Annotated in this window: 25 protein-coding genes and 1 pseudogene; 6 read left to right on the top strand and 20 right to left on the bottom strand. The window is 42.0% G+C overall.

Annotated elements, in window-relative coordinates; genetic code table 11:
- The first annotated feature begins 76 nt into the window (after positions 1–76).
- Complete coding sequence (locus tag DCK90_RS01850) at positions 77–1,234, top strand: hypothetical protein (RefSeq protein WP_199912635.1); 1,158 nt, start codon at positions 77–79, stop codon at positions 1,232–1,234.
- Between the two features lie 9 nt (positions 1,235–1,243).
- Here DCK90_RS01850 and pckA read toward each other — a convergent pair whose 3' ends face one another.
- From pckA to DCK90_RS01835, 3 genes are all read right to left on the bottom strand, one after another.
- The gene (pckA, locus tag DCK90_RS01845; protein WP_108244483.1) at positions 1,244–2,860 is read right to left on the bottom strand and encodes a phosphoenolpyruvate carboxykinase (ATP); all 1,617 of its coding nucleotides are present in this window, start codon (positions 2,858–2,860) and stop codon (positions 1,244–1,246) included.
- 704 nt (positions 2,861–3,564) lie between these two features.
- Entirely contained in the window at positions 3,565–4,038 is a 474-nt protein-coding gene (locus DCK90_RS01840) for a Dps family protein (RefSeq protein WP_108244482.1), read from the bottom strand.
- 122 nt (positions 4,039–4,160) lie between these two features.
- A complete protein-coding gene (locus DCK90_RS01835) occupies positions 4,161–5,150 on the bottom strand; it encodes an alpha/beta hydrolase (RefSeq protein ID WP_108244481.1) in 990 nt (329 codons plus the stop codon).
- 144 nt (positions 5,151–5,294) lie between these two features.
- On the opposite strand from DCK90_RS01835, the gene DCK90_RS01830 reads away from it, so the two are divergent.
- On the top strand, positions 5,295–6,263 hold the full coding sequence (locus DCK90_RS01830; protein ID WP_108244480.1) for a hydrogen peroxide-inducible genes activator: 969 nt from the start codon (positions 5,295–5,297) through the stop codon (positions 6,261–6,263).
- Between the two features lie 236 nt (positions 6,264–6,499).
- Here the strand turns inward: DCK90_RS01830 and DCK90_RS01825 are convergent, their stop codons facing one another.
- On the bottom strand, positions 6,500–7,105 hold the full coding sequence (locus tag DCK90_RS01825; RefSeq protein ID WP_108244479.1) for an FMN-dependent NADH-azoreductase: 606 nt from the start codon (positions 7,103–7,105) through the stop codon (positions 6,500–6,502).
- 8 nt (positions 7,106–7,113) lie between these two features.
- Entirely contained in the window at positions 7,114–7,500 is a 387-nt protein-coding gene (locus DCK90_RS01820; protein ID WP_108244478.1) for a DoxX family protein, read from the bottom strand.
- Positions 7,501–7,592: 92 nt separating this feature from the next.
- Here DCK90_RS01820 and DCK90_RS01815 point away from each other — a divergent pair, with 92 nt between their 5' ends.
- Entirely contained in the window at positions 7,593–7,943 is a 351-nt protein-coding gene (locus DCK90_RS01815; RefSeq protein WP_108244477.1) for a winged helix-turn-helix transcriptional regulator, read from the top strand.
- Between the two features lie 334 nt (positions 7,944–8,277).
- Here the strand turns inward: DCK90_RS01815 and DCK90_RS01810 are convergent, their stop codons facing one another.
- The 3 genes from DCK90_RS01810 to DCK90_RS01800 form a co-directional block, all read right to left on the bottom strand.
- On the bottom strand, positions 8,278–9,198 hold the full coding sequence (locus tag DCK90_RS01810) for a hypothetical protein (protein ID WP_199912633.1): 921 nt from the start codon (positions 9,196–9,198) through the stop codon (positions 8,278–8,280).
- 105 nt (positions 9,199–9,303) lie between these two features.
- Complete coding sequence (locus tag DCK90_RS01805; RefSeq protein WP_234414563.1) at positions 9,304–9,636, bottom strand: nuclear transport factor 2-like protein; 333 nt, start codon at positions 9,634–9,636, stop codon at positions 9,304–9,306.
- Positions 9,637–9,687: 51 nt separating this feature from the next.
- Positions 9,688–10,470, bottom strand: coding sequence for an SDR family oxidoreductase (locus DCK90_RS01800; RefSeq protein ID WP_108244476.1), 783 nt, complete (start codon positions 10,468–10,470; stop codon positions 9,688–9,690).
- A 135-nt stretch (positions 10,471–10,605) separates the two neighbouring features.
- On the opposite strand from DCK90_RS01800, the gene DCK90_RS01795 reads away from it, so the two are divergent.
- The gene (locus tag DCK90_RS01795) at positions 10,606–10,977 is read left to right on the top strand and encodes a winged helix-turn-helix transcriptional regulator (protein WP_108244475.1); all 372 of its coding nucleotides are present in this window, start codon (positions 10,606–10,608) and stop codon (positions 10,975–10,977) included.
- A gap of 26 nt (positions 10,978–11,003) precedes the next feature.
- On the opposite strand, the gene DCK90_RS01790 is transcribed toward DCK90_RS01795, so the two are convergent.
- From DCK90_RS01790 to DCK90_RS01780, 3 genes are all read right to left on the bottom strand, one after another.
- Positions 11,004–11,936 carry a DMT family transporter gene (locus DCK90_RS01790; RefSeq protein WP_108244474.1) on the bottom strand — a complete coding sequence of 311 codons (933 nt, stop codon included), beginning with the start codon at positions 11,934–11,936 and terminating at the stop codon, positions 11,004–11,006.
- 13 nt (positions 11,937–11,949) lie between these two features.
- Positions 11,950–12,807, bottom strand: a complete 858-nt coding sequence (locus DCK90_RS01785) for a helix-turn-helix domain-containing protein (protein WP_108244473.1) — start codon at positions 12,805–12,807, stop codon at positions 11,950–11,952.
- Positions 12,808–12,944: 137 nt separating this feature from the next.
- Positions 12,945–13,853 (bottom strand): alpha/beta fold hydrolase, encoded by a 909-nt coding sequence (locus DCK90_RS01780; protein ID WP_108244472.1) that lies wholly within the window; start codon positions 13,851–13,853, stop codon positions 12,945–12,947.
- A 297-nt stretch (positions 13,854–14,150) separates the two neighbouring features.
- Between DCK90_RS01780 and DCK90_RS01775 the strand changes: the two genes are divergently transcribed.
- A complete protein-coding gene (locus tag DCK90_RS01775) occupies positions 14,151–15,371 on the top strand; it encodes a condensation domain-containing protein (RefSeq protein ID WP_108244471.1) in 1,221 nt (406 codons plus the stop codon).
- Between the two features lie 341 nt (positions 15,372–15,712).
- Positions 15,713–15,781, top strand: a pseudogene (locus DCK90_RS01770) (AraC family transcriptional regulator); the annotation flags it as partial.
- A 392-nt stretch (positions 15,782–16,173) separates the two neighbouring features.
- Here the strand turns inward: DCK90_RS01770 and DCK90_RS16945 are convergent.
- The 9 genes from DCK90_RS16945 to DCK90_RS16935 form a co-directional block, all read right to left on the bottom strand.
- Positions 16,174–16,353, bottom strand: a complete 180-nt coding sequence (locus tag DCK90_RS16945) for a hypothetical protein (RefSeq protein ID WP_159075739.1) — start codon at positions 16,351–16,353, stop codon at positions 16,174–16,176.
- A 494-nt stretch (positions 16,354–16,847) separates the two neighbouring features.
- A complete protein-coding gene (locus DCK90_RS01755) occupies positions 16,848–17,279 on the bottom strand; it encodes a response regulator (protein ID WP_108244468.1) in 432 nt (143 codons plus the stop codon).
- The gene (locus tag DCK90_RS01750; RefSeq protein ID WP_108244467.1) at positions 17,270–18,403 is read right to left on the bottom strand and encodes a PAS domain-containing sensor histidine kinase; all 1,134 of its coding nucleotides are present in this window, start codon (positions 18,401–18,403) and stop codon (positions 17,270–17,272) included. The genes DCK90_RS01755 and DCK90_RS01750 overlap by 10 nt, the downstream gene beginning before the upstream one ends.
- A gap of 6 nt (positions 18,404–18,409) precedes the next feature.
- Positions 18,410–18,823, bottom strand: coding sequence for a DUF7793 family protein (locus tag DCK90_RS01745; protein ID WP_108244466.1), 414 nt, complete (start codon positions 18,821–18,823; stop codon positions 18,410–18,412).
- On the bottom strand, positions 18,811–19,242 hold the full coding sequence (locus DCK90_RS01740) for a hypothetical protein (protein ID WP_108244465.1): 432 nt from the start codon (positions 19,240–19,242) through the stop codon (positions 18,811–18,813). Before DCK90_RS01740 ends, DCK90_RS01745 begins: the two co-directional genes overlap by 13 nt.
- A 191-nt stretch (positions 19,243–19,433) precedes the next feature.
- A complete protein-coding gene (locus DCK90_RS01735; protein WP_159075738.1) occupies positions 19,434–22,922 on the bottom strand; it encodes a PAS domain S-box protein in 3,489 nt (1,162 codons plus the stop codon).
- A 642-nt stretch (positions 22,923–23,564) separates the two neighbouring features.
- On the bottom strand, positions 23,565–24,101 hold the full coding sequence (locus tag DCK90_RS01730) for a DUF5712 family protein (RefSeq protein ID WP_199912632.1): 537 nt from the start codon (positions 24,099–24,101) through the stop codon (positions 23,565–23,567).
- A 5-nt stretch (positions 24,102–24,106) separates the two neighbouring features.
- The gene (locus DCK90_RS16940) at positions 24,107–24,253 is read right to left on the bottom strand and encodes a hypothetical protein (protein WP_159075737.1); all 147 of its coding nucleotides are present in this window, start codon (positions 24,251–24,253) and stop codon (positions 24,107–24,109) included.
- 31 nt (positions 24,254–24,284) lie between these two features.
- Positions 24,285–24,461, bottom strand: a complete 177-nt coding sequence (locus DCK90_RS16935) for a BfmA/BtgA family mobilization protein (protein ID WP_159075736.1) — start codon at positions 24,459–24,461, stop codon at positions 24,285–24,287.
- Positions 24,462–24,524 lie beyond the last annotated feature (63 nt).

Genomic DNA, 24,524 nt, shown 5'->3' with positions numbered 1-24,524 from the left:
ATTATATAAATAATCATCATTTATATTGTCACTTTAATAACTTTTATCAATTTTTATCAATTTTTAACCGACTTACATGCATACAGAAGACGAGATAAATAAAATTCATGCGGAATTTATCTCAAAACTAGAACGCCATTATGGCAAATACGATCCGAACACGAACAAATTCGAATCCACAAGCAATTCAAAGATTGCACGTGACCTATTTTATAGTGATTCACAATTCTCTAGATTAATAAACAATACAGCATCGGAAGGTGAGCTTACCCGGGCCCTACGAAATGTTCAGCGTCTCTTGGACGTAAATGAGCTTCGCGGTAAGGTGAAGAAGTTAGGTGAAAAGCCAAGCGATTCCTCTTTCAGCAATAAAAAGTACCTTTTTGGTATCGGGCTTTTACTATTAGGTTGTATCCTGACCACCTACATGATAACACGTTCAAACGAAACAATTGACCAAACCGAGGAACTATCCGAGGAGACCCGATACGAAATGTTGCGATGGGGTTTTGAAAATAACTACGTAAAACCCTATGTCCGACTAAAGGAACTACCTGAAGATTGTTACTACCCCTGTTACAAGTACCAAGGTAAATGGAAGCTCAAAGAAGAATATAAAATTCCTTTTTTTAGGGAAAGAAACGGATTTCATTATGTAGCAAAAGAAGTGGTCATGTATGCCAGGTGCATGGATGAAAGGGATGATCGCGGAGAATCTTTCGAAGGATATGAATACCAAAAACATGAGATTTGGTATGATAAACGTGAGGTCCCCATCGATTCATTTCTAACCAAGGACGCTAATCCCAAATTGATTTCATCCTACATGAACTCCAACTTTGAAGATGACCCCAATTATGTAAAAATTGCTTATGTGCATACCTTTTTCAAAACCGAGTTCAGTATTGATGGTGAACAGATACAGCGATCCGGCAAGGCCATTGGACGTGACATTGAGTTTGTCCCTCAAGAAGTTCTGGAAAAAGAGGCCGTATCTGCAAAGTTATTGAACGAACTAAAAAGCGAGACCAACTCCATAGCCAAAAATCTATTGGATGACTTTTCAAAACCCATTACGTGTAATCCGACGATGGCGCCCAATGTGGATTTTAATCAAATCAAAGAGGGGGATGTCCTAAGTTTTGACTGCCAGTTCAGTACCGGTAGATTTCTTGTTGACTATAACAAATCTTACATTTTCACAGATCAATACATTAGTACCTTCTGTAGATAGACCAAAGATTTAGAATGCGTACCGCTGTGGTCCTCCCCTTCGGATTTCCTCACTGGCATGTTCCTCGAACTTTTTAAAGTTTTCCCTAAAGGCATTGGTGAGCTTAAAGGCCGTTTTGTAGTACGCCCCGTCATCGTTCCATGTAGCCCTTGGGCTGAGCACCTTGGTCGGAACTCCCGGGCATTCCCGTGGCTGGGCCACGCCAAAGACCGAGTGGATATGGTACTTCTCATAATTGTACAGTCCCAGCTCCCCGTTCAATGCGGCGCTGATCATTGCCCTGGTGTACTTCAGCTCCATACGCGTGCCCACTCCGTAGGGACCACCGGTCCAGCCCGTGTTCACCAACCATACGTCCACACCGGACTCCTTCATCTTCTTGCTCAGCATCTCCGCATACTTGGCCGGGTGCAATGGCATGAACGGGGCCCCGAAGCATGCCGAGAACGATGGCTGTGGCTCCACAACACCGGCTTCCGTTCCCGCTACCTTGGCCGTGTAGCCCGATATAAAATGATAGGCGGCCTGTGCAGGGGTCAGTTTCGAAATGGGGGGCAATACCCCGAAAGCGTCCGCCGTAAGGAAAAAGATGTTCTTTACGTTCTTCCCTATCGATGGCCACTGTATGTTATCGATATAATGGATGGGATAGCTCACCCTAGTGTTCTGGGTGATCGAGGTATCTGTAAAATCGACCTCGCCGTTGTCGTCCATCACCACGTTCTCCAAAATAGCGCCCTTTTTGATGGCACCGTAGATCTCCGGTTCCTTCTCTTTTGATAGATCGATCACCTTGGCATAGCAGCCTCCCTCGAAATTGAACACCGTGTTATCGGGCGTCCAACCATGCTCGTCGTCCCCTATCAGTTTTCTGTCCGGGTCCGTGGAGAGGGTCGTCTTCCCCGTTCCGGATAGTCCAAAGAATATCGCCGTGTCCCCCGATTCCCCCACATTGGCGGAACAGTGCATGGGCAATGTATTCTTATATACGGGAAGGATGAAGTTCAGCGCGGAGAATATCCCTTTCTTGATCTCCCCGGTATAGCCCGTACCACCGATAAGGGCGATCTTCCTGTCAAAGTTCAGTATCGCAAAGTTGTGCTGTCTGGTACCGTCCTGCTTTGGGTCGGCCATAAAACCGGGCGCGTTGACCACGGTCCACTCCGGGTCAAAATCCTCCAGTTCTGCCTCAGTGGGCCTAAGGAACATATTGTACGCGAACATATTGGACCATGGGTACTCGTTGATCACACGGATGTTCAAACGGTAGTCCGTATCGGCACAGGCGTACGCATCCCGGACATACAGCTCTTTGGTGTTCAGGTAGGCGATGACCTTATCGTAGAGCGCATCGAACTTTTCACCATCAAAGGGGATATTGATGTCCCCCCACCAGACCTTGTCCCTGGTGATATCGTCCTTCACGATGAAGCGGTCCTTTGGGGACCGGCCCGTGAACTCGCCCGTATTTACGGCCAAGGCACCGGAAGAGGCCTCACGGCCCATGCCCTTGTCGATAGTGATGTCCTGGAGCTCTTCAGGGGTCAATTGGTAATGGATGTTGTTGGAGTTAAGGTTTAATTTTTCAAGCGACGCGATAACGTCGGCGGAAGGTGATACGGACATGATTTCTTGTTCTGTTGATTTATATATGCCTTCAAGAATATCAAAAAAATGCCAGGTAGTAAGAGTTTAACAACGTTTACTAATTTTTAACGATTTTTATTTTAATGAGCGTCGCCCCCTTTCCTTAACCGGCATTCAACTATGATTTCATGTTGATGATTCTCTATTGCATTCTACCTAAGAGAAATAAGGTGTACACCAAAATCAAAAAAGCACTATCAAATGGTTGACAGTGCTTTTAAAACATTCGTTTATGGTGTCGGGATGACTGTATCTTCAACGAAATCTTATGTTGTTGAAAATCATTTTTTTAACCCTGTAATCTTGAAGGTATTCGCGTTAAGAACACGGAAAGAAAAAACAACTTTTGAACACATTTTTGATGTGTTTATTACAAAAAACATGCAATAAACTCTATGTTGAAAAATATTTACTGCTAGACTAAGATTTGAAATTCTTGGAATTAACATTATAGTAAGAAAACATTGCCCATTGACAATCCTTTCTTGATGAAAAGATACCCGTTCCCATATCCTTCTCTATTGAATCAGTTGACATATCAAATGATTATTGGAAAGATAGACCCTCAAAACCAAATTCATAAGCTATTTCAGATACATTATTTTCTGTATTAATACATAATTTCTTAGGTTCTTTAATCAAAGAAATATGCCCTAAAATCGTTCCTAATAGACTCTAATGTATCATCCCAAAAAGGCAGCATACATCCAAACCAGCTTTTCCTGTTCACGAATATAATCGCTCATCAAGGAATTAGTTCCTTCATCTTGGGCCTCATCCGCCAAGACCAACAACTCCCTTTCCAGAAGCAGAAGAATCTTGAAAGATTCTAAAATGATACGCACGGCGGTTCCTTCATCCTGAACATTTTTATGTTCCGCGATTTGGGCTACTTCCACATAGTCTGAAAAACTATGCAACGGATGTTTCCCCAATGTGAGCACACGTTCTGCTATCTCATCAATTTTCACCAATGAATCGGTATACAATTCTTCAAATTTGGCATGTAGTTCAAAAAACTTATCGCCCTTGATGTTCCAATGGAATCCCCTTGCGTTCAAATAAAAAACCTGGTAGTTCGCCAATAGTGCATTAAGTTTTTCGGCAATATGATGAGATTTGGCCTTTTCCAGGCCTATATAATTTAAATAATCCATGATTTACTTTTTATAGATTGCTAATTCTTCTTTTGAGTTGTAGTAATTAAAAAACATAAGGGCCGGAATCCATACTCCAGCCCCTATCGATCAAAACCACAACCAACATCTATTATGCATTGTTATTTCAAATATTTTTTCAGTTCGGCAGCGGCGTGATCTAACATGGCCTTTGTAGAGGGTTGATCGGCCAAGGCGTTCAACAATCCAAAGTCATGGATGGTTCCATTGTAACGAACCGTGGTTACTTCTACACCTGCTTGGTCCAACTTACGGCCATAGGCTTCACCCTCATCCCTAAGGATATCGTTCTCAGCGACCATGATCACTGCAGGGGGCAATCCTTTCAATTCCTCGATATTGGCTTGCAATGGTGAGGCATAGATAGATTTTCTTTCTTTGGGATCGGTGGTATATTGATCCCACATCCATTTCATGATGGGTACGGTCAAGAACCTATCGCTGGCAAATTTTTGGTAGGACTCTTGGCTAAACGTAGCATCGGTTACGGGCCACAAAAGGATTTGTGCTTTGATTTTGGGTCCATTTTCTGCTTTGGCCTTTAGGGCCGTTACTGCGGTCATGTTACCTCCAACACTGTTTCCGACAACGGCCAAACGAGATCCATCCACATTGATTTCCTTGCCATGCTCGGCCACCCACTTTGTTGCGGCATAGATTTCATTGATGGCCACTGGAAATTGGGCTTCTGGAGAAGGGGTATAATTTACGAAGACCCCAACGTATCCGGAGCGAACCACTAGGTCTCTGACCAATCTCTTGTGGGTAGGATAGTCTCCCAAGATCCAACCCCCGCCATGGATGAATACGAATACGGGAAGTTCCCCTTTCACGCCACTTGGGCGGACAATATTCAATTTTACCTCATACCCATCGGCATGGATGGTCTTTTCGGATTCATCAATGCCGCTAAGATCGACTTCAAAAGCTTCTTGTGCCCCTACCAAAACCTGACGGGCATCTTCTTTGGAAAGGGTTTCCAGACCTGGTCCACCAGAAGTGTTCAATACGGTTAAAAAATCCTTTACGCCTTGATCAAGATGTGCATCTGTGGCATAATCTTGTACCTGTGCATTAACTGTTGTACTCATAACTGTTAGAATTAAAGTTTTAAAAATTGTTTTCATTGTGATTCTTTTTAAAGGTTATTTCATTTTGATGGCACAAAGATTTATTATTTGGCATATATAAATCAAATTAATAATTTTATATATTAATTACTTTTACTTATATGTATGACTATACAACAGCTTCGGTACATTGTGACCCTCGAAAAAGAACGACATTTTGCTAGGGCGGCAGAAAAATGCTTGATTACCCAACCTGGTCTGACCATTCAGTTGAAAAAATTGGAAGAGGAAATCGGCATCAAGATCTTTGATCGATCCAAGATTCCCCTCGAACCAACCCCACTTGGCCTAGAGATAGTTGAAAAAGCCAAAAAGATTCTGCGTGAAGTAGACACGGTCCGGGATTTTATCATCGAACAAAAGAATATATTGACAGGTAAGGTTCGCTTAGGTGTGGTATCCACTTTGTCCCCCTACTTGATACCCCTTTGTCTGAGAGAGTTCCAAAAAACCTTGCCGGATATCCAGTTCATTATTTCAGAAGATTCAACCGTGGGCCTTATGAATACATTGGAAACCGGGGAATTGGATGTCGCTTTGATGGCCACGCCCACTGGCAATTCCAACTTAAGGGAGTTCCCCATCTTCAACGAGCCTTTCATGGCCTATCTGCCCATCCACCATCAGAAAGCCACGCAAAGCACCTACGAACTTGATAATCATGACAGGGATAATTTGTTGATCTTGGAAGGTGAATTCTGCTATAACTCCCAACTGTTGGACATCTGCAGCTTGGACACTTCCAATGCCCATCTCAATTTTTCCTATGAAATCAATTCGATTGAAACACTCAAGAACATGGTGCGGCAAGGGTTTGGCTTTGCCATTGTTCCCTGGTTGTCCACATGGGTCGAAACCACTCAAACAAAAGCGAGCAGCATCCCATTTGCGATACCTCAGCCCGCACGGGAAATAAGTCTGGTGACTTCGGACACCTTCTCCAAAAAACTATTGGTTGAAAAAATGAGCCAAGCGATATGGGAAAGTCTTCCCGATGCTCTAAAATCCATGACAACGTATCGGAAAATAAGATGGGACGATTCCCCTTATTTCTCAAAAAAATTGGCCAAATAAAGTGCCGGCTCCAATCGAGAACTTTAAGTTCCCCATTCCTTTTGATAACGAAGAAATTGTCAAAGGGGATATTGGGTAAATGTAGGAGGACAAACTCGAAGGACAATTTCGATTTGTGGGGAAAATGGGGAAACCAAGGTCTGGGGAGAGCAAACCCCATACCAAGGTATTACATCTACGCTGTCCTTCAAGGTCCAAGTATTAGGTTTTGGTTGCCACCGTTGTATTTTGGCCAGTTAATCTGTCCATTGAAGCTGGTCAAGGGCCGTTTCTATGGATTGCTTTTGGAGTTTCTTCATAGCTGTACCCTCTACCCTGACCAAATCAACATCCTTAATGCCTAAAAAACCAAGTATGGTCCGAAGGTATGGGGAAACAAAATCCATTTGTTTGGCCGCACCTTCTGAATATACCCCCCCAGAAGCCATCGCAATATAAGCCTTGGTGTTTTGTATGAGGCCTTTAGGACCATCCTTTCCATATTCGAAGGTGACACCGGCACGACTGATCTGATCCAGCCACGCTTTCAGTTGGGACGGTATTCCAAAATTGTACATGGGGGCATCAATAATCAGAATATCGGCTTCCATCACTTGCTTTATCGCCTTGTCGGATATCCGTAATAAATGTTCCTGATCCGGCGTCAACTTTTCTTTGGGCACAAAAAAAGCCGCAAAGGTATCCCCTCCCAAATGCGGGAAATCCTCTTCGGACAAATCCTTCGTCACCACATATATGTCCGTATAAAGGTTTCTTAGTTTATGTACCAGTGCACAACCCAATCTTGCACTATAGGATTCATTCCCGTTGATACTTGACTTAATATGCAATACTCTTTTCATATTTGGATTTATTGATTGTTCGATTTCTGCATGTGGTGTTCCCCTTTAACAAATAGGGCATAGGAGATAGTAAGTAGGACCAAGAACACCAATGGGGCAACCCATACAGCAATCGGGTCCCCCACCGAAATGTGTGCCAAGGCGGCAGAAATAAAGGTGAAAGCAAAGCCTGCATACACCCATTCCTTGATCCTGCCCTTTACTGGTGCAAGCAGTAGAATAGCACCGATGATTTTGGCAATGGCCAGTTCAACTCTAAAATAAGAGGGAAAGCCAAGATGTTTGAAAGCCTGCTCCATCTCTGGATTCCCGAGATAAGAATATGCAGAAAACAACATCATAATGCCTATTGCACCGGTAATGACCCAAAAAGTAACTTTTAAATATTTTCTCATGATTTCATTTTATTTGGCTAAATTAGTAACATCAGCTATACATATGTTAGCAGTATACCAAATGTTAGTAGTTACATTTTTGTTAGTGGATTATGGAAAATACCATCTCAAAGGAGGCCTGTCAACGAAAACTCAATGGCATTGACGATGCCCTTTATGCAATTGGCGGGAAATGGAAACTAAAGATCATCCTTGCGGTCAAGGAAGGTAATTCACGCTTCAACGAGATTCAGCGGGCCATTGGAATATCTGCAAGGATGCTGTCCTTGGAGCTGAAGGATTTGGAACTGAACGGGTTCATCCATCGCAACGTGGATACCGGACCACCGGTGCAGGTGGAATATTACGCCGCTCCTTACTGTGATACCTTGGATGGGGTATTGGCGGCTTTGAGTGATTGGGGCGAGATACACCGTGAGAAAATAAGACGTGAACGATCTTAAGGGTATACACCACAGCTTTGTCGGTAGCGACTGTAAACTGTCCCCAAAAAAAGAACCTCTTCCATTTAAATTATAAACCGAACGCAACTTTTCTCCGGATTCATCCTCTTCCAACAAAAAATATGAGAGCACACTATCTGCTTTGTGTCCTTATTGCTTCCAATAAGCCATTGTTGGGTTCAAAAACAGGTATATCAGATGCAACCATCAAATTATGAATTAGGATTAATATCAATCGAATCCCTTCAATAAGGACAGAACAACATTTCATTTTTAAAACCTATTGACTCTGTTTTTAACCCTTCCTCTATCTGAAAAATGAAGATTGTATCAGCTACCCCTCATAAAACATTTTGAGCTGCTCCAAACGGCTTTTGACCCGTTTATTTTTCATGGGTTCAAAACGGAACAATTTCTTACCGTCTTTGATCACCAATACCCTATAGGGCTGTTTCAATTTCTTAGTAAAATGGTATATGGACACCAATTCCGCAAGATCCTCGCTCCAAGAAGCCATACCGTAAAGGGAGGCGAAGGGTGTTTGCTTTAGCGCAAGGTACACTTCAGGTGCCTGAGCAATGGGAAGAGGTTTGCCTCCCCTGAACCTAGTGCTCTCCAGCAGGGTATCCACATACATCTTTATAGGTAGATTCCGGCCACTCCACACATCTTGGGTAAATGGGGTAACGGCCAAAGAGGCTTCTACTTCGGTTTGGGGTGCGATTTCCATGACCACATCCATAATGTGCGTGGCCTCATGGAGCAATACATAGACCATGGCGCTCATATCACCGGCCTCGACGCGTACTTCATATCCATCTCCCTCGGAAGTCCTGTAACATAGGTTCTCTTTCCATGTCGCCCATTCAGAAACAGTTTCATTAAAAATACCGGCCCTGAAGGTGATATTGAACTTTTTCCTTTCTACTGTTGAGTCCAAGGTTGAAGTAAGGGCCGTATTGGGCATATTGTCCATAAAACTAAAGCTATGCAGATGCTCTTTTAGTACCCTTTGATGGGAAGGTGGCAAAAGTGAAAAGCTCATCTGGAACAAATCCTTCTCCTTGGCCGTCAATTCATGGTTCACCGGGTCCATCCCGGCATCCCGAAACTTGCCAAGCACACTTTCAGGTGCAGGCTGGACCCTTTCGAACAACCAAACATCCTTGGGACCACCGGTCCTCCCAGAGGTCTGGGCTTGGACGGATGACCCCAAAACAATCAACAAAAACACTTTGAACAGCTTACGTTTCATCTTCATCTTATTAAGTCAAACCATGGATGCCCATAGCTGTGATGTATAAACAATTCCCAAAACCAAGATTAACCCGGGCCATCAAAATAACGACCGACAGGTCTACTAAAGGGTAATTCTCAAGGACTTGATCAATCCGTCCTCAAATTCAAAATTATGCCTCAAAACAATAGGACTGCCAGGAAAAGTGCCGGAACTTTCTGCGGTAAGTATCCCCAACTTCCCATGTTCTTCATAGTTTAAGGGTTTTACCACTGTATTGTACTTTGCATTGGTTTCGGCATTCCAGTTTTCAATCTCAACTTTTCCCATATGGTCCTTTCCCTCGTCGAACACCCTTGCTTTTTCAGTAAAACAATCGGCATAGGCAGCACTATCAAACTTGTCCTGAGCCGTGATCAGATCCGTAATTACTTTTGGTAGATTTATTGTTTTCATATCTTCTATTTTTCGATTTCTAAAATGTAGTTGCCCACAAAATGGGTATGTTTAAATGGTGGGGATGGTGCCGCCATCGATCACGTATTCCGTACCTGTCAAATAACCTGCTCTTGGAGATACAAGGAACCCTACCAGTTCGGCCACCTCTTCGGGCCTAGCAGGTCTTCCATAGGGTATTCCGCCCAAGGCGTCCATCACGGTCTGCTCCGCCGCTTCAACGGAAATGTTGGAACTTTCCGAAATACGCTCCATCATCCTTTTGGATGCTGCGGTCATGATCCAGCCCGGCGAAACGGTCAGTACCCTCACCCCTTTTTGGGAAACCTCCTTCGCCAAACCTTTGCTGTAATTGACCAAACCAGCTTTGGCCGCTGCATAGGGCAAGGTGGAGTCGTGTAAGGGCAATTTCGCTTGGATCGACCCAATATGGATGATCACCCCGTTTTTTCTCTCCAGCATTTGAGGCAAGATGGCCCTATCCAATCGAACTGGGGCCAACAGATTGGTCTGGAGGGTCGATTCCCAATCCTCGTTGGTCAGCACAGAAAAGCCGCCTCCCGGGGTGTCCGACCCACCAAGGTTATTGACCAAAATATCAATCTTCCCAAAACGGTTCAACACCTCGGATGCCACTTTGGAAGTCCCCTCCTTGGTACTGAGGTCCGATGGAATGAATTGTATCCCATCGGCCAGGGATTCTGGGTGGCTTCTGGCGGTCACGATCACCGTTGCACCAGCACTGTTCAAGCGTTCAGCTATGGCCCTTCCCGTTCCTTTTGTTCCTCCCGTCACCAACGCAACTTGGCCTGCCAGTTCATTCTGATAATCCATTTTCTAATCTATTTGAAATTGTTTGGTACAAATTTCTGCCGTATGATACTTTCCCACAAGTACGGACTTACGATTCATATAGGGATAAATTTTTCCCCTATTGTCCAAAATGGAACATAGGTTTATTTTTGTATCATGTATGAAAGAAAAATAATGCCCAATTTAAATTGTGGGCTCGACTTGATCGGCGAGGTCCTCTACGGCAAATGGAAGATGCGCCTTCTTTGGTTCATTAATGAAGGACATCTGAGGCCGAGTGAACTGCAGCGTAAAATACCGGATGCCTCCCGCAGGGTCCTGAACATTCAATTGAAGGAACTGGAGGAGCACGAACTGGTCACCCGAAAGATCTATCCGGTGGTCCCTCCCAAAGTGGAGTACAGTCTTACCGACTTTGGCAAGAGCCTGATTCCCGTGATCGGTACAATAGGGCATTGGGGCGACGAAAATGCAGCACGTTTGCGGGAGGTAATCATGAAACGATTGACCAATTCCGAAACGGAGTGACCAACAACTACGTGCCACATGACCATTCACCGCTTTCCCTTGGTGCTGTGCAAGACCATGCCCACTATGATCAATACCATCCCTCCCATAGCATAATTACTAGGGATTGGAGCATTGAGCAAAACCATTTCCCCCATAAGGGCGAACATGACCTCAGTGGATTGCGTGGCCTCCACCATGGCCAATGATTTCTGGTCATGGCGAACCTTGTCTGTCGCCAAAAAGAAGAGTGAAGTGGCCACTACCCCCGATGTCAGGGCCACGATCAAAGTCTGGATGTATTGTTCCTTCCCGGGCAATGAATGCTCCACAAGAAGATCATATCCGCTCAATAGGAGCCAAAATGGCAAACTACCGATCAACATACCGAGTATCCTTTGGTAAACGTCCAACCTTCCCCCGGTGAACATCATCGTTTTCCGGTTGCCCAAGGGATATGCACATGCTGCCAAAAGCACGGGCAAAGTACCCAATGCCATATGGTCCAAGGTTAGGGATTCTGCCTCATTGAGCTGCATGACCACAATTCCACATATGATTATCGCGGAAAACAAGAGGGATGGGAGCAGACTTCCTTCCGTGGGCCTTCCCGACCTATGGATCAGTGGGGCCAAGAGGATCCCGGCAACAATGGTAAATTGCCAGGTACTGGCCACCAGCCAAGAGGGACTATATGCGGCCGCAAAAGTCAACGGGGCATAGAACACACCAAAGCCCACGGTGCTCCAGAGTATCCATTTGAGCTTGTTTTTCTTCATTTCGACCCACAGTGCACCAAAGTTCCTTCGGGACAGTACAATCAGCAGGAAAAAAGGGAGCATCCAAAAAAAGCGCAATGACGCACTCCAAATCCAACTGCCCCCTCCAAGGGACATCAAACGGTTCACGATAAAGGTGATGGCAAAAAATAGGGATGCCAGAAGCCCTAGCACTAGGGCCTTGTATGAATTATTGTCCATGATGTAAATGCTATTAGTTCTTGGAAAGGAATTTGGTCCTGAAATTCGATGGGGTCTCGCCCGCTTTTTGCAGGAACAATCGACTGAAATAGGCGGGGTCCTCATACCCCAAAATGTATCCTATCTCCTTTGAAGTAAGCTCCGTATAGGCCAGCATTCTCTTGGCCTCCAGCACGATCCTGTTCTTGATCACATCGTTGGGCAGCGGCAGCTTTAACCTTTTAAACTTATGGGTAATCGTTTTGGGTGCGAGTCCCAATATTTCAGCATAGTCGGCCACATTGTGCTTTTGTTTGTAATGTGTTTCCACCAACATCGTGAATTTTCTAAAAAACTCGAGATCGTTCTGGTGTTCCGACAGGGCCCTGTCCAGATTCTGCTTCTTCCAAAGGCGGGAAGATTTAATAAAAAGTTGTTTTAGATAGGTCCGGATCATTTCCTCAAGAGAGGGGTCCTGAACCGCAAACTCCGTTGCAATCTGTCCAAAAATATGATCAAAAAAAGGAAGTTCATCCGCTTCCAACCGTACAATGGGCATATTGTGGATATTATTGAACAAAAGTCCGTCGCAAGCGACCTCTTCGTCATGGATCTGGATACAGTAAAAATCCCGGTTATAAAAAATCAAAAATCCAGGTTCCTTACCTATTTGTTCAATGCGCAAATGCTGATCGGGGCTCACGAACAACAAAGAAGGCTGATCGATGGTATATGATGTTAAATCTACTTGTACCCGGTAACCGGAAGGAAGGAACAATACTTTTATATATTCCGTATAGACCTCATCGTTGATATTTTGGACACTTTTGTTGTCAATAGGCAGAAGCCCAAGGGTCTTCAATTCACTTTGAAACAACTGTTCGGTTTTCATTTTTTTGGGATATAAAGGATAAACGTACAAATTTTAAGGACATTTACAGGGTTATTCGCCAACTCCACCACAATTGTAGTGAACTGTAAATAAGCAACATTGGCAGCATACCAAAGCATCCTGCCAATGTCCAGACTTTACTGATTGGCAAATTTTTCCAATTCTTTGTTGAACTTCTCAGCTTCTTCCACGAAGAGCGCATGTCCACTGTTCTCGAACTTAACGATATAGGAATCCCTGATACCTTTGTGTAGTTCCTCAGAAAATTCAATGGGACATAATTTGTCTTGGGTGCCATGGAATATAGCCACGGGAATATCGATGATCTTCAATTGGTCGCGGAGGTCAAGGTCACGCAAAGCGGTGATGGATTGGGTAACGGCATAGGGCCATGCCTGTAAGTTGATGTCTTCCAACCATTTTTCCACATTTTTTGAAATATTGCCCTCCTTGGCTGGAAATCCTGCACCAAAGCTTGCAATAAGGTCCTGACGAGCAGTCATCGTGGTATAAATCAGGCCATCCGCATCTTCTTTGGTAAGACCGTATGGATATTCATCCCGTTGTATCCAAGAGGGGGCAGCGGCTGCAAACAAAGCTAATTTACTGACATGGGCGGAATTATACTTGGTCACATAGTGGGTCACCACGGCCCCACCCATGGAAAAGCCTCCCAAAGTGGCATCCTTGATCTTGAGTTTCTCCAAAACTACTTTGATATCATCGGAGAACACATCAAAGTCATACCTGCCGTAAGGTCGGTCCGATTGCCCAAATCCCCTTAGGGTAATCCCGATCACACGGAATCCATTTCGGGAAAGATATTGGTATTGGTATTCGTACATGGCATCGCTCAAGGGCCACCCATGAATCAATACAATAGGTTTTCCCTCACCCATATCGGTGACATGTAGCTTGACGCCCTTCTCAACTTCAATGTAGGTTTCCCTCCCCAGTGAAGCTGGTACTCTTTTCCCTTGTCCAAAGACATTATGGTTAGACAATATGGATACAAATAAAACGGTAGTTGCAAAAATTGTTTTCATCTTATTGATTTTTAATGGTTCATATAAATTTTACACTGCAAAGATGAAACAGAAACCGTCGCAATAAAATGGACAATGGTGGATAGATATTGTACATTTTTCCCAACCAATAAGAAAATGCAAAAACTTGTCAAAATACCATTTCCTTAAAAGCCAAAAAACGATTTCCAAGCTATATTCCTGGGTGTGATTACCCTGTTCATGATGAACTGGGAAAAATCTACTAGATATAGTGCCTTTTCTCCATTTATTGGCCTGTTCTGCCGCCGCAAATTTGTGCTCTAAATAAATAATGTTATGACAAATAAGCAGAACCGCACCTTAGGTGCATTTGAGAAAACCTTTTGGCTATTGGATTTTATCGATTCCAAAGATTTTGCCATTGCCGGTGAAATTGAGGGCCACAGACCCGTTTCCGAATGGCGAAAGGCCTTGAACAAGGTACAATTAAGACACCCCAACCTGTCGGTCAGAATTGTTATGGATGCCTATTCCAGACCCGTTTTCAAACATGCCTCCTTTTTGCCCATACCATTAAGGGTACTTGAAGTTGACCAAGATTACCGATGGGAGCAAGAAGTTGAAAAAGAATTGTCGACCCGCTTCAATACCGAAAAGGAAGCCCTTTTACGGGCTGTACTGATCCAAAGGCCCCATGACACGGTACTGATACTTACGGGGCACCATTCCCAATCTGACGGCACGTCCATGACCTATCTGTTCAGGGACATCCTAACGGCCGTAAGCGGAAAGGAATTAGACCCTATGGAGGCCCAAGAATCCAATGACGAGACCCTGGGACTCCCCGAAGATAAGGTTTCACCAAGTTCGCAGCGGACTCAGCCTTTGGTGAAAGTCAATAAAGGCTTTGCACCAAAAATTTCAAGCCATCGACTTTCAAAAGAATTGACCAACAACTTGCTTAAAAGGGCAAGGGAGGAGTATACAACGGTACATGGGGCATTATGCGCTGCCGTTCTCATTGCCTGTAGAGCCATGAGAAAGGAATGGGCAAAGAAAAAAATAGAATTGATTTCTCCCATCTGTTCAAGGAGAGCACTACAACTGGATGATAATTATGGACTCAATATTACGACGCATCCTGTCTATTTTGAAGGTGACCAAGAATTTTCATTTTGGCAATTGGCACGATTCGCCAAGGCGGGTCTAGCAGGGACAGATACCAAGGAGCATGTAAAAAATTATATCAATTTCTTTCGGGATCTGACCTACAACACAACTGATCTCAATAAAATCATCGAAGTTTTGAAGGAGGCCTTTAATCAAGAAATCATGGTCACCAATTTGGGTTTGATCAAATACAGAACTGATTTTGGGTCACTCAAGCTCAAAACCCTCTATGGACCCATGGTTCGTTCCGGCAAGGGCATGGAGCAAACTATTGGTGCCATTACCAGCAATGGTTCGCTTTGTTTGACCAACACAAGTGACACCCCCATAGAAGGGCTGCTTCAGGAAATGGAAAATATCTTGACCAGGGCATGCCACAGCGTTTAATTATAAAAGTTCGGGGACTCTGGAACATAAGGGTCCCTGAACTATAATTTTAAATTGTATTCTAAAATTGAAAAAAAGTATTTCTTTTTCAACTCATCTATGATGTCCCCACATTCAGTTCATTTCTTTTGACACCAACTGGAATCTCATTAAACACCATAAAGACAATACCATTACAATTAATATTTTATACATTGAAATAAGTTTGACGAGTAACCGTAAAAAAACTTTGACTTTGAAAGCTGAGCGGGGGCGTTGTTCGAATATATCCAAGCCATTGATCCCACCAAATTGCTCATGGTATCCAGAGAAGACTTTTATGAACTTGTGGAAAACGTCCCCAACATTTTAGTCGCTTGTTTAAGAAAAAAGTAGGCTACACACCCAATGAATTTAGGATGCTGAATTGAGAAAGGTTAATCTGTAATAAAAAAGGTATTATAAAACTAGTGCTTTTTTTCGGGATGACCGAACCACTCATATGATTGTATGTTATTGTAAATCAGAAGCAATTACTGAATTTTCAGAACCTAAACACCTTATTACACATTTATCATGACAATGAGATCCATTTGACAATAAAAGTACTGGAATCAGTCTAATAAGTAAGAATGGGGTCGCTTTAAAAAATTTAATTTCAATCCCACCATTAATCGAATTTCATATAGTACGAATGTGACTAAATCCAAACAGAAAAGGTGGCAGAGCAAGATTGTAACATCGACCTATAACCAAAAAAAGCAAATGGTTATTGTTGAAGCTTAAAAATTCTTAATTTCATATAAATCTCCACCTACAAAATTCAATATCCACTAAAAATTGGGATTTCCACTTGGAGGGATGAAGGGAAACCACCATCTTTTGAAAACATATCCTTATATTCGATCAGGGCCATAACCAACAAATTCTTGCCTATGTTTTGTAGGTCATTGATAATTGTCTTGTGTACATTATAGGAAACATATTCTCCTCTTTCAAACATCAAAAGTGAGATGCCCCCATGTGAAAATCTCGTGATAGCATCCCCCCCCGACAAGCAAATCAATTTAAAATTATTTTTAATCAACCGAAATGGTGTGCGCTCGTAAGGTTCGAGTAAAATCAAACCCATTTTGACATTCTTGGTTTGATATAGGCAATATTCACTAAAATCCTCGCATGTCTGTAGCTGGCGAAGTTCCGTAAGTCTTGTTTTGTTCCAAAGTTCAAATTGCCCCTTCTTGTTTAATTCTACACATTTCATCCTTGGTAATATTACCGGTTATTACTTTCTATTCTGTTTAAAGATGTTCCAAAAAATATAAATGGTCACTGAAATACAAATGGGCACAAGTATAAAATCAGTTCGTAAAATTTGCCCTTTGGCCGAACTGTGCACGTTTTGCAGATCGGTCACATGTATAGTAACAGTGAGCCACATAAGAAAAACCAATGTTAAAAGAAGACCATCAATGAATTTCATAAAAACATTTATTTTTAGAAATGGTTTGGTTTAGCGGCAAGTTCCCGCTGCTTTAAAATCTTTGCTATCTTCTCACACGAGAGAGGTTTACTGATAAATCCCTCACATGCACTGTGTCTATCTGCATCAATCCTATCCATAAGACATGTTGAAGAGGAGAGCATATAAATTTTTGTGTTCCTAAAACACGTTTTTTCCATGGCACTATAAGCATCCAAAAATTCAAATCCGCCCATTTCCGGCATATTGATGTCCAACAAAATGATATCTGGGGTGAACAGAAAATCGGCCGTTTGTTGATTCTTCAACGTGGTTAAAAAATCGATTGCCTTTGCTGCCCTGATGAAAGTGAGGATTTCAGCATCGTCAACTACCTTTTCAATGAATTTTTGATTGACGAACAAATCAATCCCATTATCATCGATCAACATAAAGTTTACTCCCATGATTCACTTGTTTTAATGTTTTTTGGAAGAATTATATGGAAGCAGGCACCTACCTTTACCCTACTCTCAACATCAATGGTTCCATTTAGATTCTCCACAATTCTTTTGACTATGTACAGTCCCAATCCGTTCGACCCCGAAAATTCCTCAACCTCAGCCCTATAATACATATCGAATATCCGTCCCAGATTTTCTCTCCGTATTCCTTTGCCATTGTCACATACCATGATTTCTGTCCTATCACTCAATTCCGACACCTTTATCTCAATAAATGGCGTATGGTCTTTTGTTCTGGGTAATGAATATTTTATCGAATTTTTTATCAAATTCTGGAATACGGCAAAAATTAAGTCCGGATTGGAAACATACTCATGGGCAACTTTTATGTCCACATTGAATTTTATCTGGTCAAAGTTGTGACACCTCTTGAGCGAAGTCAGCACATGCCCCACAAGTATTTCAAAATCAATTGGTTTTGAGCTTTTTACCTTCTCAGATACCAATGAGGCCTTGGCTAGCCCTTCCGACATTACCTTGGCACAGCTTATAGTGTTCTCTAGCATCCCTAAGAGTGTTTTCATTTTTTCAATGGAATACTCATCCCTCATTAAATTGATCAACCCTTGTGCAGATGAAAATGGTGCATTGAGGTCGTGGGCAGAGCGGTACAGAAACAATTCCAGTTCTTTGGTTTTCTGTTTCAGTCTATTTTGTACCTCAATTCTCTTTGTGATGTCCAGCATTTTCAGGGCATAAAGGTTCTTCCCATTGGAATTGAGCTTACTCATAACAAACTCAACAGGGAACTTCCTCCCTGATTTATGCAGGCACTTAAATTGAAGTAGTTTATTTTTCTTAAGATCTTCATTGCTTTTTGCGCGTTTCACAAATTCCGAAAAACCCAGTTTTCCATATTTTCTATCCATTAAAAGCGAATATGGCCGGCCCAATATCTCGTCCTCGCAATATCCAAATGTGTTCTCCACACCTTTGTTCCACTTTAAAATCTTACCATTGGCATCCGTAACTATAACAACTGCTATATTCATGGAATCATAAATATTCCTATACAGAAGTGCATCATCAATTGTCTCATTTTTCACGGGGTGGGATTGTGCAGCCATGGATATCTACTTTTTGTGTTCTTTTATTTTATGTTTTAGGCAATACTCTTGAGCCTTGGATATATCATCAAATATGACATAGGGCGTTTTTGTATGATAGATCCTTTTGTAAGATTGCACCAATAGGTTGATCGGGAGAGAGTTTACAACATAGACCTCATAGACGATATTGGATAGTTTGTTGAAGCTTTTTGCCAACAATTGACCAGCCTCACTGGAGAATGTGCCTTTAACGTCACGAAGGTCGATCAAAAAAGGCATGGGAGTCCCACTGGACAATTCCGCAATTGTTTCAAGATACAGTTGAGCAGTCCTGAAATCCAGCTGATGCCGGGAATTCAAATTGCGTACCTTTCCAAATAGGATCCCATTACCCTTGGTCCAAAAAGTAGCATGTTTATGGATAATCATCTCTTCCATGCCCCAACCATTCTCCGATTATCCATACAAGCCATTTTGAACCTGCCAAAGCATTGGTTCAATGCCACTTTGGGGTTGTTGTGCAAGGTGTTCCAAAAAGCATTTCCGGTTGCAACGCAATACACCGACAACATTATCCTCAAAGCATTGGATCTGACCAAAAATGATGTGGACAAAACTGAAAAATCCAACAATGATGGGGGGGACAAAATGGCAAACAGCCTAAAGGCATCAAAAATTCCAACTTCTCTCAAATCAATCAACAGGGGGAGGTATCTACCGTTAGATAAAGTTGAAATTCCACTTGCAAAAATTTTAGCGACATTATCCTCCAAAATTCTACCTTGGTGCTCTTTACCTACTGTACAATGAATGATATTAGAATCTATCCAGAATACAACTCCATCAATCTCAGTCATGTTTTAAATCATTTGTAAAAAACAAGACAATGGCCGTGCCAAATCAATTACAGGTTAGCAAAATCAATTTTAACTAATTGATATTTAGTACTTTAAAATTAATCTAGGAATTTTAGTCCATCAAAAAAGGTCACGGTATACCGTTTTTTGAATAGTAAGAAATACCCTACTTAACGGTATTCCGTGGATATTTATTTCTTTTTAATGCCTAATTTGGACATTTTATCACGTAGAGTACTTGGTTTTACATCGAGTAGTGTGGATGCACTATCAGGTCCTGAAATTTTCCATTTACATTTTTCCAAAACGCTGACGATATGGTTGCGTTGGATAGTATCCAATGATAGATTCTTGGATTTAATCGGCATTTTGGACTTTTGCACCTCGGATTCAAAACCGGGAATCACCAATGTTTCCCCATTGGACAGAATAGAGGCCCTTTCTATCAAATTTTCCAATTCCCTGATATTTCCGGGCCAATCATAGGACCTTAGTTTCTCCATGGCCTCGTCCGATACATATTTAATATGCTTTGCATATTCCTTGTTGAACTTGTCCACAAAATGTTCCACCAATAATGGAATATCCTCTTTCCGTTTTCGTAAAGGGGGAATTTCTATAGGAAAAACATTAAGCCTGAAATACAGATCTTCACGAAATCTTTTCTTTTCTATTTCTTCTTTGAGATTCCTATTGGTTGCGGCAATGACCCTGACGTCCAATTTCTTTGTGCCCATTCCGCCAACTACCTCAATCTCTCCCTCTTGTAAGAAACGTAAAATTTTTGGTTGCATGTCCAAGGGCAACTCCCCTATTTCATCCAAAAACAAGGTTCCGCCATCGGCCAACTCAAATTTTCCGACCTTGTCGCTGAATGCACCAGTAAAAGAACCCTTTTTGTGCCCAAACAGCTCACTTTCTATCAGCTCACGTGGTATGGCCGAACAATTTACTTTGATCAAAGGTTTGCTGCTCCTAGCGCTGATATTATGTACCGCCCTAGCCAATAGTTCCTTACCTGTTCCGGACTCTCCCAACAACAATACGGTCGCATTGGTGGCAGCCACTTTCTCCACTTCACTGAGTACATCACTGAACTGTGCACTCCCGTACACCATTTCCTCAAAATTGAACACTAGGTCGAGCTCATTTCTAAGATAGGTGTTTTCCTGTTCCAATTGATCTCTTAGAACATTCAATTCTGCATTTGCCTTGGACAATTCTTGGTTTGAAACAACAAGTTTGTCCTCGGCTACCTTACGTTCATGACTCTCTACCATTAAAGAAACAATGTTTGCAATGGAAGTGGCAAATTCCTGTTCATCCGCTGTCCAATCTCTCGTACTGTCCCCTACATGCTCAAAGCAAATAATTCCATAATAACCGTTTGTACTATTAATAAAGACATCCATAAGGGATTGTATGTTATTGGGGACCAAGTAATCTTTTGCAAACGGTTTTGTGACATTATTGAGTTGGGCATCTTTTACCTTTACTGTTTGATTCTTGTTCAAGGCCTCAAAATAACTAGGGTTGTCCTCTTTCTGAAGCAGCATTCCATGTAAGTGGATATCTTGATCAAGATTATAGAGGTTTTCACAGTAAATCTCATTTTTATCGGTATTAAAGCTCCAAATACTTACACGACCAACATTTAAAGTTATAGCAGCCAATTCTGTGATTTGATTTAGGGAGCGTTTAAAATTTTTACCGACAAGACCCGCCAATTTAAGAATAACATCCTTTTTCTCCGAGGACTTTAGAGCACTTTCCTCCAAGGCCGCTTTTGCCTTTACCTCTTCAGATATGTCCTTCATGGTTCCGAAAAGCGCTATTACCTCACCCTTATCATTGGTTATATTTCCCGTTAGAAAAGTTGCCAAAAACTTTTCACCATTCTTCCGAATGAATTCAAATTGGAACGAAGGGGCTTCGCCCCTTGCTACCTTTTGATTGGTCTTGGCTATTGCCTCAAAGTCTTCTGGTTTGACGAAGGGATAAGGCAAATTGAGCCCTATGAGCTCTTCTTTGGAGTAACCAAGAATGCTACAGGTGGAATCATTTACTAAAATAATCTCACCATTTAGATCAACAATGATAAGTCCCTCCTGCATGGACATGACGAGTTTATCCGTAAACTCTTTGGCCAATTTTAAATCCAGTTCGGCTTTTTTGCGTTCGGTAGTGTCAATGACCGTCGCAAAATAAGAATTGACTGCTCCATTTGGGTCTCGCATCAGGGAAATCATTACGTCTACATTAAACCGACTCCCATCCTTGCGCATATAGATAGTCTCAAAATTGTCCAGTTGTTCTCCCCTTTCAATTTTTTCATGCCGCAAATTGGACTCATCCTCAATTTCTGGAGGTGAAAAAGGGTATGGGCATTGTTTCCCGATCAACTCTTCTTCTGAAAAGCCCGACATTTTGCAGAACGAGGGATTTACACTTGTTATTTCGGTCTCCAAGTTGAATACAACAAGGCCTTCATGCATGGATTCTATCAGTCCTTCTGAATATTCCTTGGCAGCCTTTACCTCTAGTTCCGCATTTTTACGTTCTGTGATATCCCTAATGATCCCAATCAAAAATTTGTTCCCTTTTTCATCAACAAATCTGGTTTTTTTGGTTGAAATCACCCTTTTTTCCCCTCTTCTGACCGTTAGGTTTTCCTCATTCACATTTTCAACGCCAGTTTTAATGACTTCCCTATCGATTTTCAAAAAACTTTCCCTTTCTTCTGGTGTCACATCTTCGGCCAGTGTCTTGCCCAAAATATCCTTTCGGGACAAACCGAAGATGGTGCAAAAAGCATCATTTGCCAACAATACCTTGCTTTGGTCATCTTTTACAAAAATGGGGTCGCCAATATTATTTATAATATTGTCCAAGTATTTCTTGTTCTCCACCAAAAGATCTTCCGCCATTTTTCTTTCCGAGACATCAGAAAAAAAGATCGTGAGTCCTTCTTTTGAAGGATAGAATCTATTCTCAAACCATTTTCCAAAAGGAGCATAAAAATGTTCAGACTCTTGTTTTTGCTGAGTTTCAAGAGCCTTTAAGGCCAAGTTATAAAATGGGGTCTCAACAATATCGGGGAACTCTGTCCAAATATGTTTCCCTATTAAGTCCTCTGGTGTCCTGCCCATAATGGCAGCTGCATTTTTATTTGCATACGTGTAGTACCAATCCGTATCCAAGGATATAATACCATCACTAATATTGTTCAAGGTAAAATCCAGTTGAGAAACCAGGTTTTTTTCTTCCAAAAGACTGTTATACTTTCTTCTGTAGTTCAATACGGAAAATATATCCTGGTTTACAGAACCATTCCGGACCATATCAACTTTTCCATTTGAAATATCCCTCAATAAGCCCAAATGGGCAATGATCTTTCCTTTTTTGTCCTTGATACTTGACGAGAAAATGGATACGGGAAAGTGGCTTCCATCTTTTCGCATGTGCAAAGTCTCATGTTCACCAGTGAGGCCTTCTTTTAGAGTTTTTTTAAAGCCGTTGGTGAAATCTTTTTTTAATTCCTCTGGCCAAAAAGGGAAAGGGGCTTCAGCGCCCAATAGTTCATTGCTTTGAAAACCTGTCAATTCACTGAGAGCGGTATTAACCATTATGATTCTTCCCTTGGAATTGGCAATAAGCAAACCATCCTTAATGGATTCCATAAAAATATCAGAAAAACCAAGATCAACTTTTAGTGATCTTATTAAAACTTTGTCAGTGTTTTCCATAAATAAATCAATGATACCCAACACAGAACCATTGTGCGATATTTCACGTTAACTTATATATTTTCGGGGGAATTTGCAATACTTTAAAGCGAGTACAATACCCACAATAAAATAAAAGATTGTCTTCAAAATTGATTCTGCCAATTTTAACAATTTAAATTACTAAAAATTTTGCTCACTTCCAATTCATTAGGAAATTGGCGGTCAATTCCCAAACACCTACTTTTAAGAAGAAATTGTGCGGGTTTTGGGCATCACCAAAGAAGGCATTGAGAATTTTTCGGAAGAAACCGTCCTAAAAATTATATCAAATACTTTACTAATAATGATAGTTCTACAATCTATGCAATCAATTTTTTAGCCAAATTTAATCCATTGGACATGGTAATTGAACTATATGAGCGTCTTGTTCAGGCTGAAAAAGATAAGGTGACTTACCTGGAAAAGCTATTGGACAAGAAATAGCATAATACTTTAAATCAAATCTCTTTATAAATGTCCTTACCAAAGGCGAACGGAACGCAGTGAAGTGCTGCAAGCGTCCCAAATTCTTACCCCAACTTTTGCGCATGGATCCTAACGGTTTTTTGTAGTGTTCCGGTAGATAAGCGTGAAGCAAAAACCCGGTATGGCGCAACCTACTTTTTGGATTTCAGTACCCCATGTCCTCACCTGTGCCTCTTGCCCTCTTGCCTTATTGATACCTCTTCCAAGGGCTTTGATGATCTTGGCCGCCATCTGTACTTTATTTGTCGGTATACTGGGGGCCTTGACCTCTTGGTTGCGATGGAAACTCTTGGCATAGTCCTCCATGAGTTTCCTTGTATATTCCCTTAGCAGATTTGGGTCATTGCCTATGGCCTTAAGCTCCCTTTGGTTGGGACTGACCACTATGGAATAGAATTCCGGGTCTTTCTGCCTCTGTTTGGCCGTATTGGCATCGATTTCTTCAACGACCTTTTCAGGACTTACGCTGTCGTTCTCTTGGTCAAAGAATTCCTCCCTTTGTTCGGGCAATCTGTCCTCGTTTTCCTTTTCCAGATACTTCACGAAATCTGCCGAGCTTTGCGAATAGTTCTTGCCCAAATTCTGTGCCGAGATGGTAAGGTACATGGCCGTTATCTTATTTGATGTTTCAGGCTTTCAAACTTCCCGATGCCCATGTTGATCTTGATATAGGGCTTTCCCATCATTGGCTCCACCTTCTCCACATTATGGAGGATTTCATTGCTGTGCTTTTTATAGTTTTCAAAGCCTTTCAGCATTCTATCATGTTTTGTTTTCGGAACGGTGTTTCTAGGTTCCAAAAAGTCTTTTCGCTCTTCCTGTGTTTTTGACTGGTTTAGGTTTGGGTTTCCTCACATCCTTTACATAGGCCTCATAAAGTATCAATACCATTTCATAGGTGGGCCGGATACTGGTCTTTTCCATGTTCTTGATAATGGCGATGAGCCTATCGATTTTTTTCATCATCTGACGCTACAACTTTTTGATACTTTCAAGGATAATCTTTGTTCCCTCCCCAAAAGGGTCAAG

This window comes from Muricauda brasiliensis (assembly GCF_003057865.1).
Lineage (GTDB): Bacteria > Bacteroidota > Bacteroidia > Flavobacteriales > Flavobacteriaceae > Flagellimonas > Flagellimonas chongwuensis.
Note: the sequence above shows the minus strand (reverse complement) of the source record. Positions and strands in the feature narration are given on the sequence as shown.

Coding starts and splice junctions, on each gene's coding strand:
- DCK90_RS01850 (WP_199912635.1), top strand. CDS start 77: ATGCATACAGAAGACGAGATAAATAAAATTCATGCGGAATTTATCTCA.
- pckA (WP_108244483.1), bottom strand. CDS start 2,860: ATGTCCGTATCACCTTCCGCCGACGTTATCGCGTCGCTTGAAAAATTA.
- DCK90_RS01840 (WP_108244482.1), bottom strand. CDS start 4,038: ATGGATTATTTAAATTATATAGGCCTGGAAAAGGCCAAATCTCATCAT.
- DCK90_RS01835 (WP_108244481.1), bottom strand. CDS start 5,150: ATGAGTACAACAGTTAATGCACAGGTACAAGATTATGCCACAGATGCA.
- DCK90_RS01830 (WP_108244480.1), top strand. CDS start 5,295: ATGACTATACAACAGCTTCGGTACATTGTGACCCTCGAAAAAGAACGA.
- DCK90_RS01825 (WP_108244479.1), bottom strand. CDS start 7,105: ATGAAAAGAGTATTGCATATTAAGTCAAGTATCAACGGGAATGAATCC.
- DCK90_RS01820 (WP_108244478.1), bottom strand. CDS start 7,500: ATGAGAAAATATTTAAAAGTTACTTTTTGGGTCATTACCGGTGCAATA.
- DCK90_RS01815 (WP_108244477.1), top strand. CDS start 7,593: ATGGAAAATACCATCTCAAAGGAGGCCTGTCAACGAAAACTCAATGGC.
- DCK90_RS01810 (WP_199912633.1), bottom strand. CDS start 9,198: ATGAAACGTAAGCTGTTCAAAGTGTTTTTGTTGATTGTTTTGGGGTCA.
- DCK90_RS01805 (WP_234414563.1), bottom strand. CDS start 9,636: ATGAAAACAATAAATCTACCAAAAGTAATTACGGATCTGATCACGGCT.
- DCK90_RS01800 (WP_108244476.1), bottom strand. CDS start 10,470: ATGGATTATCAGAATGAACTGGCAGGCCAAGTTGCGTTGGTGACGGGA.
- DCK90_RS01795 (WP_108244475.1), top strand. CDS start 10,606: ATGTATGAAAGAAAAATAATGCCCAATTTAAATTGTGGGCTCGACTTG.
- DCK90_RS01790 (WP_108244474.1), bottom strand. CDS start 11,936: ATGGACAATAATTCATACAAGGCCCTAGTGCTAGGGCTTCTGGCATCC.
- DCK90_RS01785 (WP_108244473.1), bottom strand. CDS start 12,807: ATGAAAACCGAACAGTTGTTTCAAAGTGAATTGAAGACCCTTGGGCTT.
- DCK90_RS01780 (WP_108244472.1), bottom strand. CDS start 13,853: ATGAAAACAATTTTTGCAACTACCGTTTTATTTGTATCCATATTGTCT.
- DCK90_RS01775 (WP_108244471.1), top strand. CDS start 14,151: ATGACAAATAAGCAGAACCGCACCTTAGGTGCATTTGAGAAAACCTTT.
- DCK90_RS16945 (WP_159075739.1), bottom strand. CDS start 16,353: ATGTTTGAAAGAGGAGAATATGTTTCCTATAATGTACACAAGACAATT.
- DCK90_RS01755 (WP_108244468.1), bottom strand. CDS start 17,279: ATGGGAGTAAACTTTATGTTGATCGATGATAATGGGATTGATTTGTTC.
- DCK90_RS01750 (WP_108244467.1), bottom strand. CDS start 18,403: ATGGCTGCACAATCCCACCCCGTGAAAAATGAGACAATTGATGATGCA.
- DCK90_RS01745 (WP_108244466.1), bottom strand. CDS start 18,823: ATGGAAGAGATGATTATCCATAAACATGCTACTTTTTGGACCAAGGGT.
- DCK90_RS01740 (WP_108244465.1), bottom strand. CDS start 19,242: ATGACTGAGATTGATGGAGTTGTATTCTGGATAGATTCTAATATCATT.
- DCK90_RS01735 (WP_159075738.1), bottom strand. CDS start 22,922: ATGGAATCCATTAAGGATGGTTTGCTTATTGCCAATTCCAAGGGAAGA.
- DCK90_RS01730 (WP_199912632.1), bottom strand. CDS start 24,101: ATGTACCTTACCATCTCGGCACAGAATTTGGGCAAGAACTATTCGCAA.
- DCK90_RS16940 (WP_159075737.1), bottom strand. CDS start 24,253: ATGCTGAAAGGCTTTGAAAACTATAAAAAGCACAGCAATGAAATCCTC.
- DCK90_RS16935 (WP_159075736.1), bottom strand. CDS start 24,461: ATGATGAAAAAAATCGATAGGCTCATCGCCATTATCAAGAACATGGAA.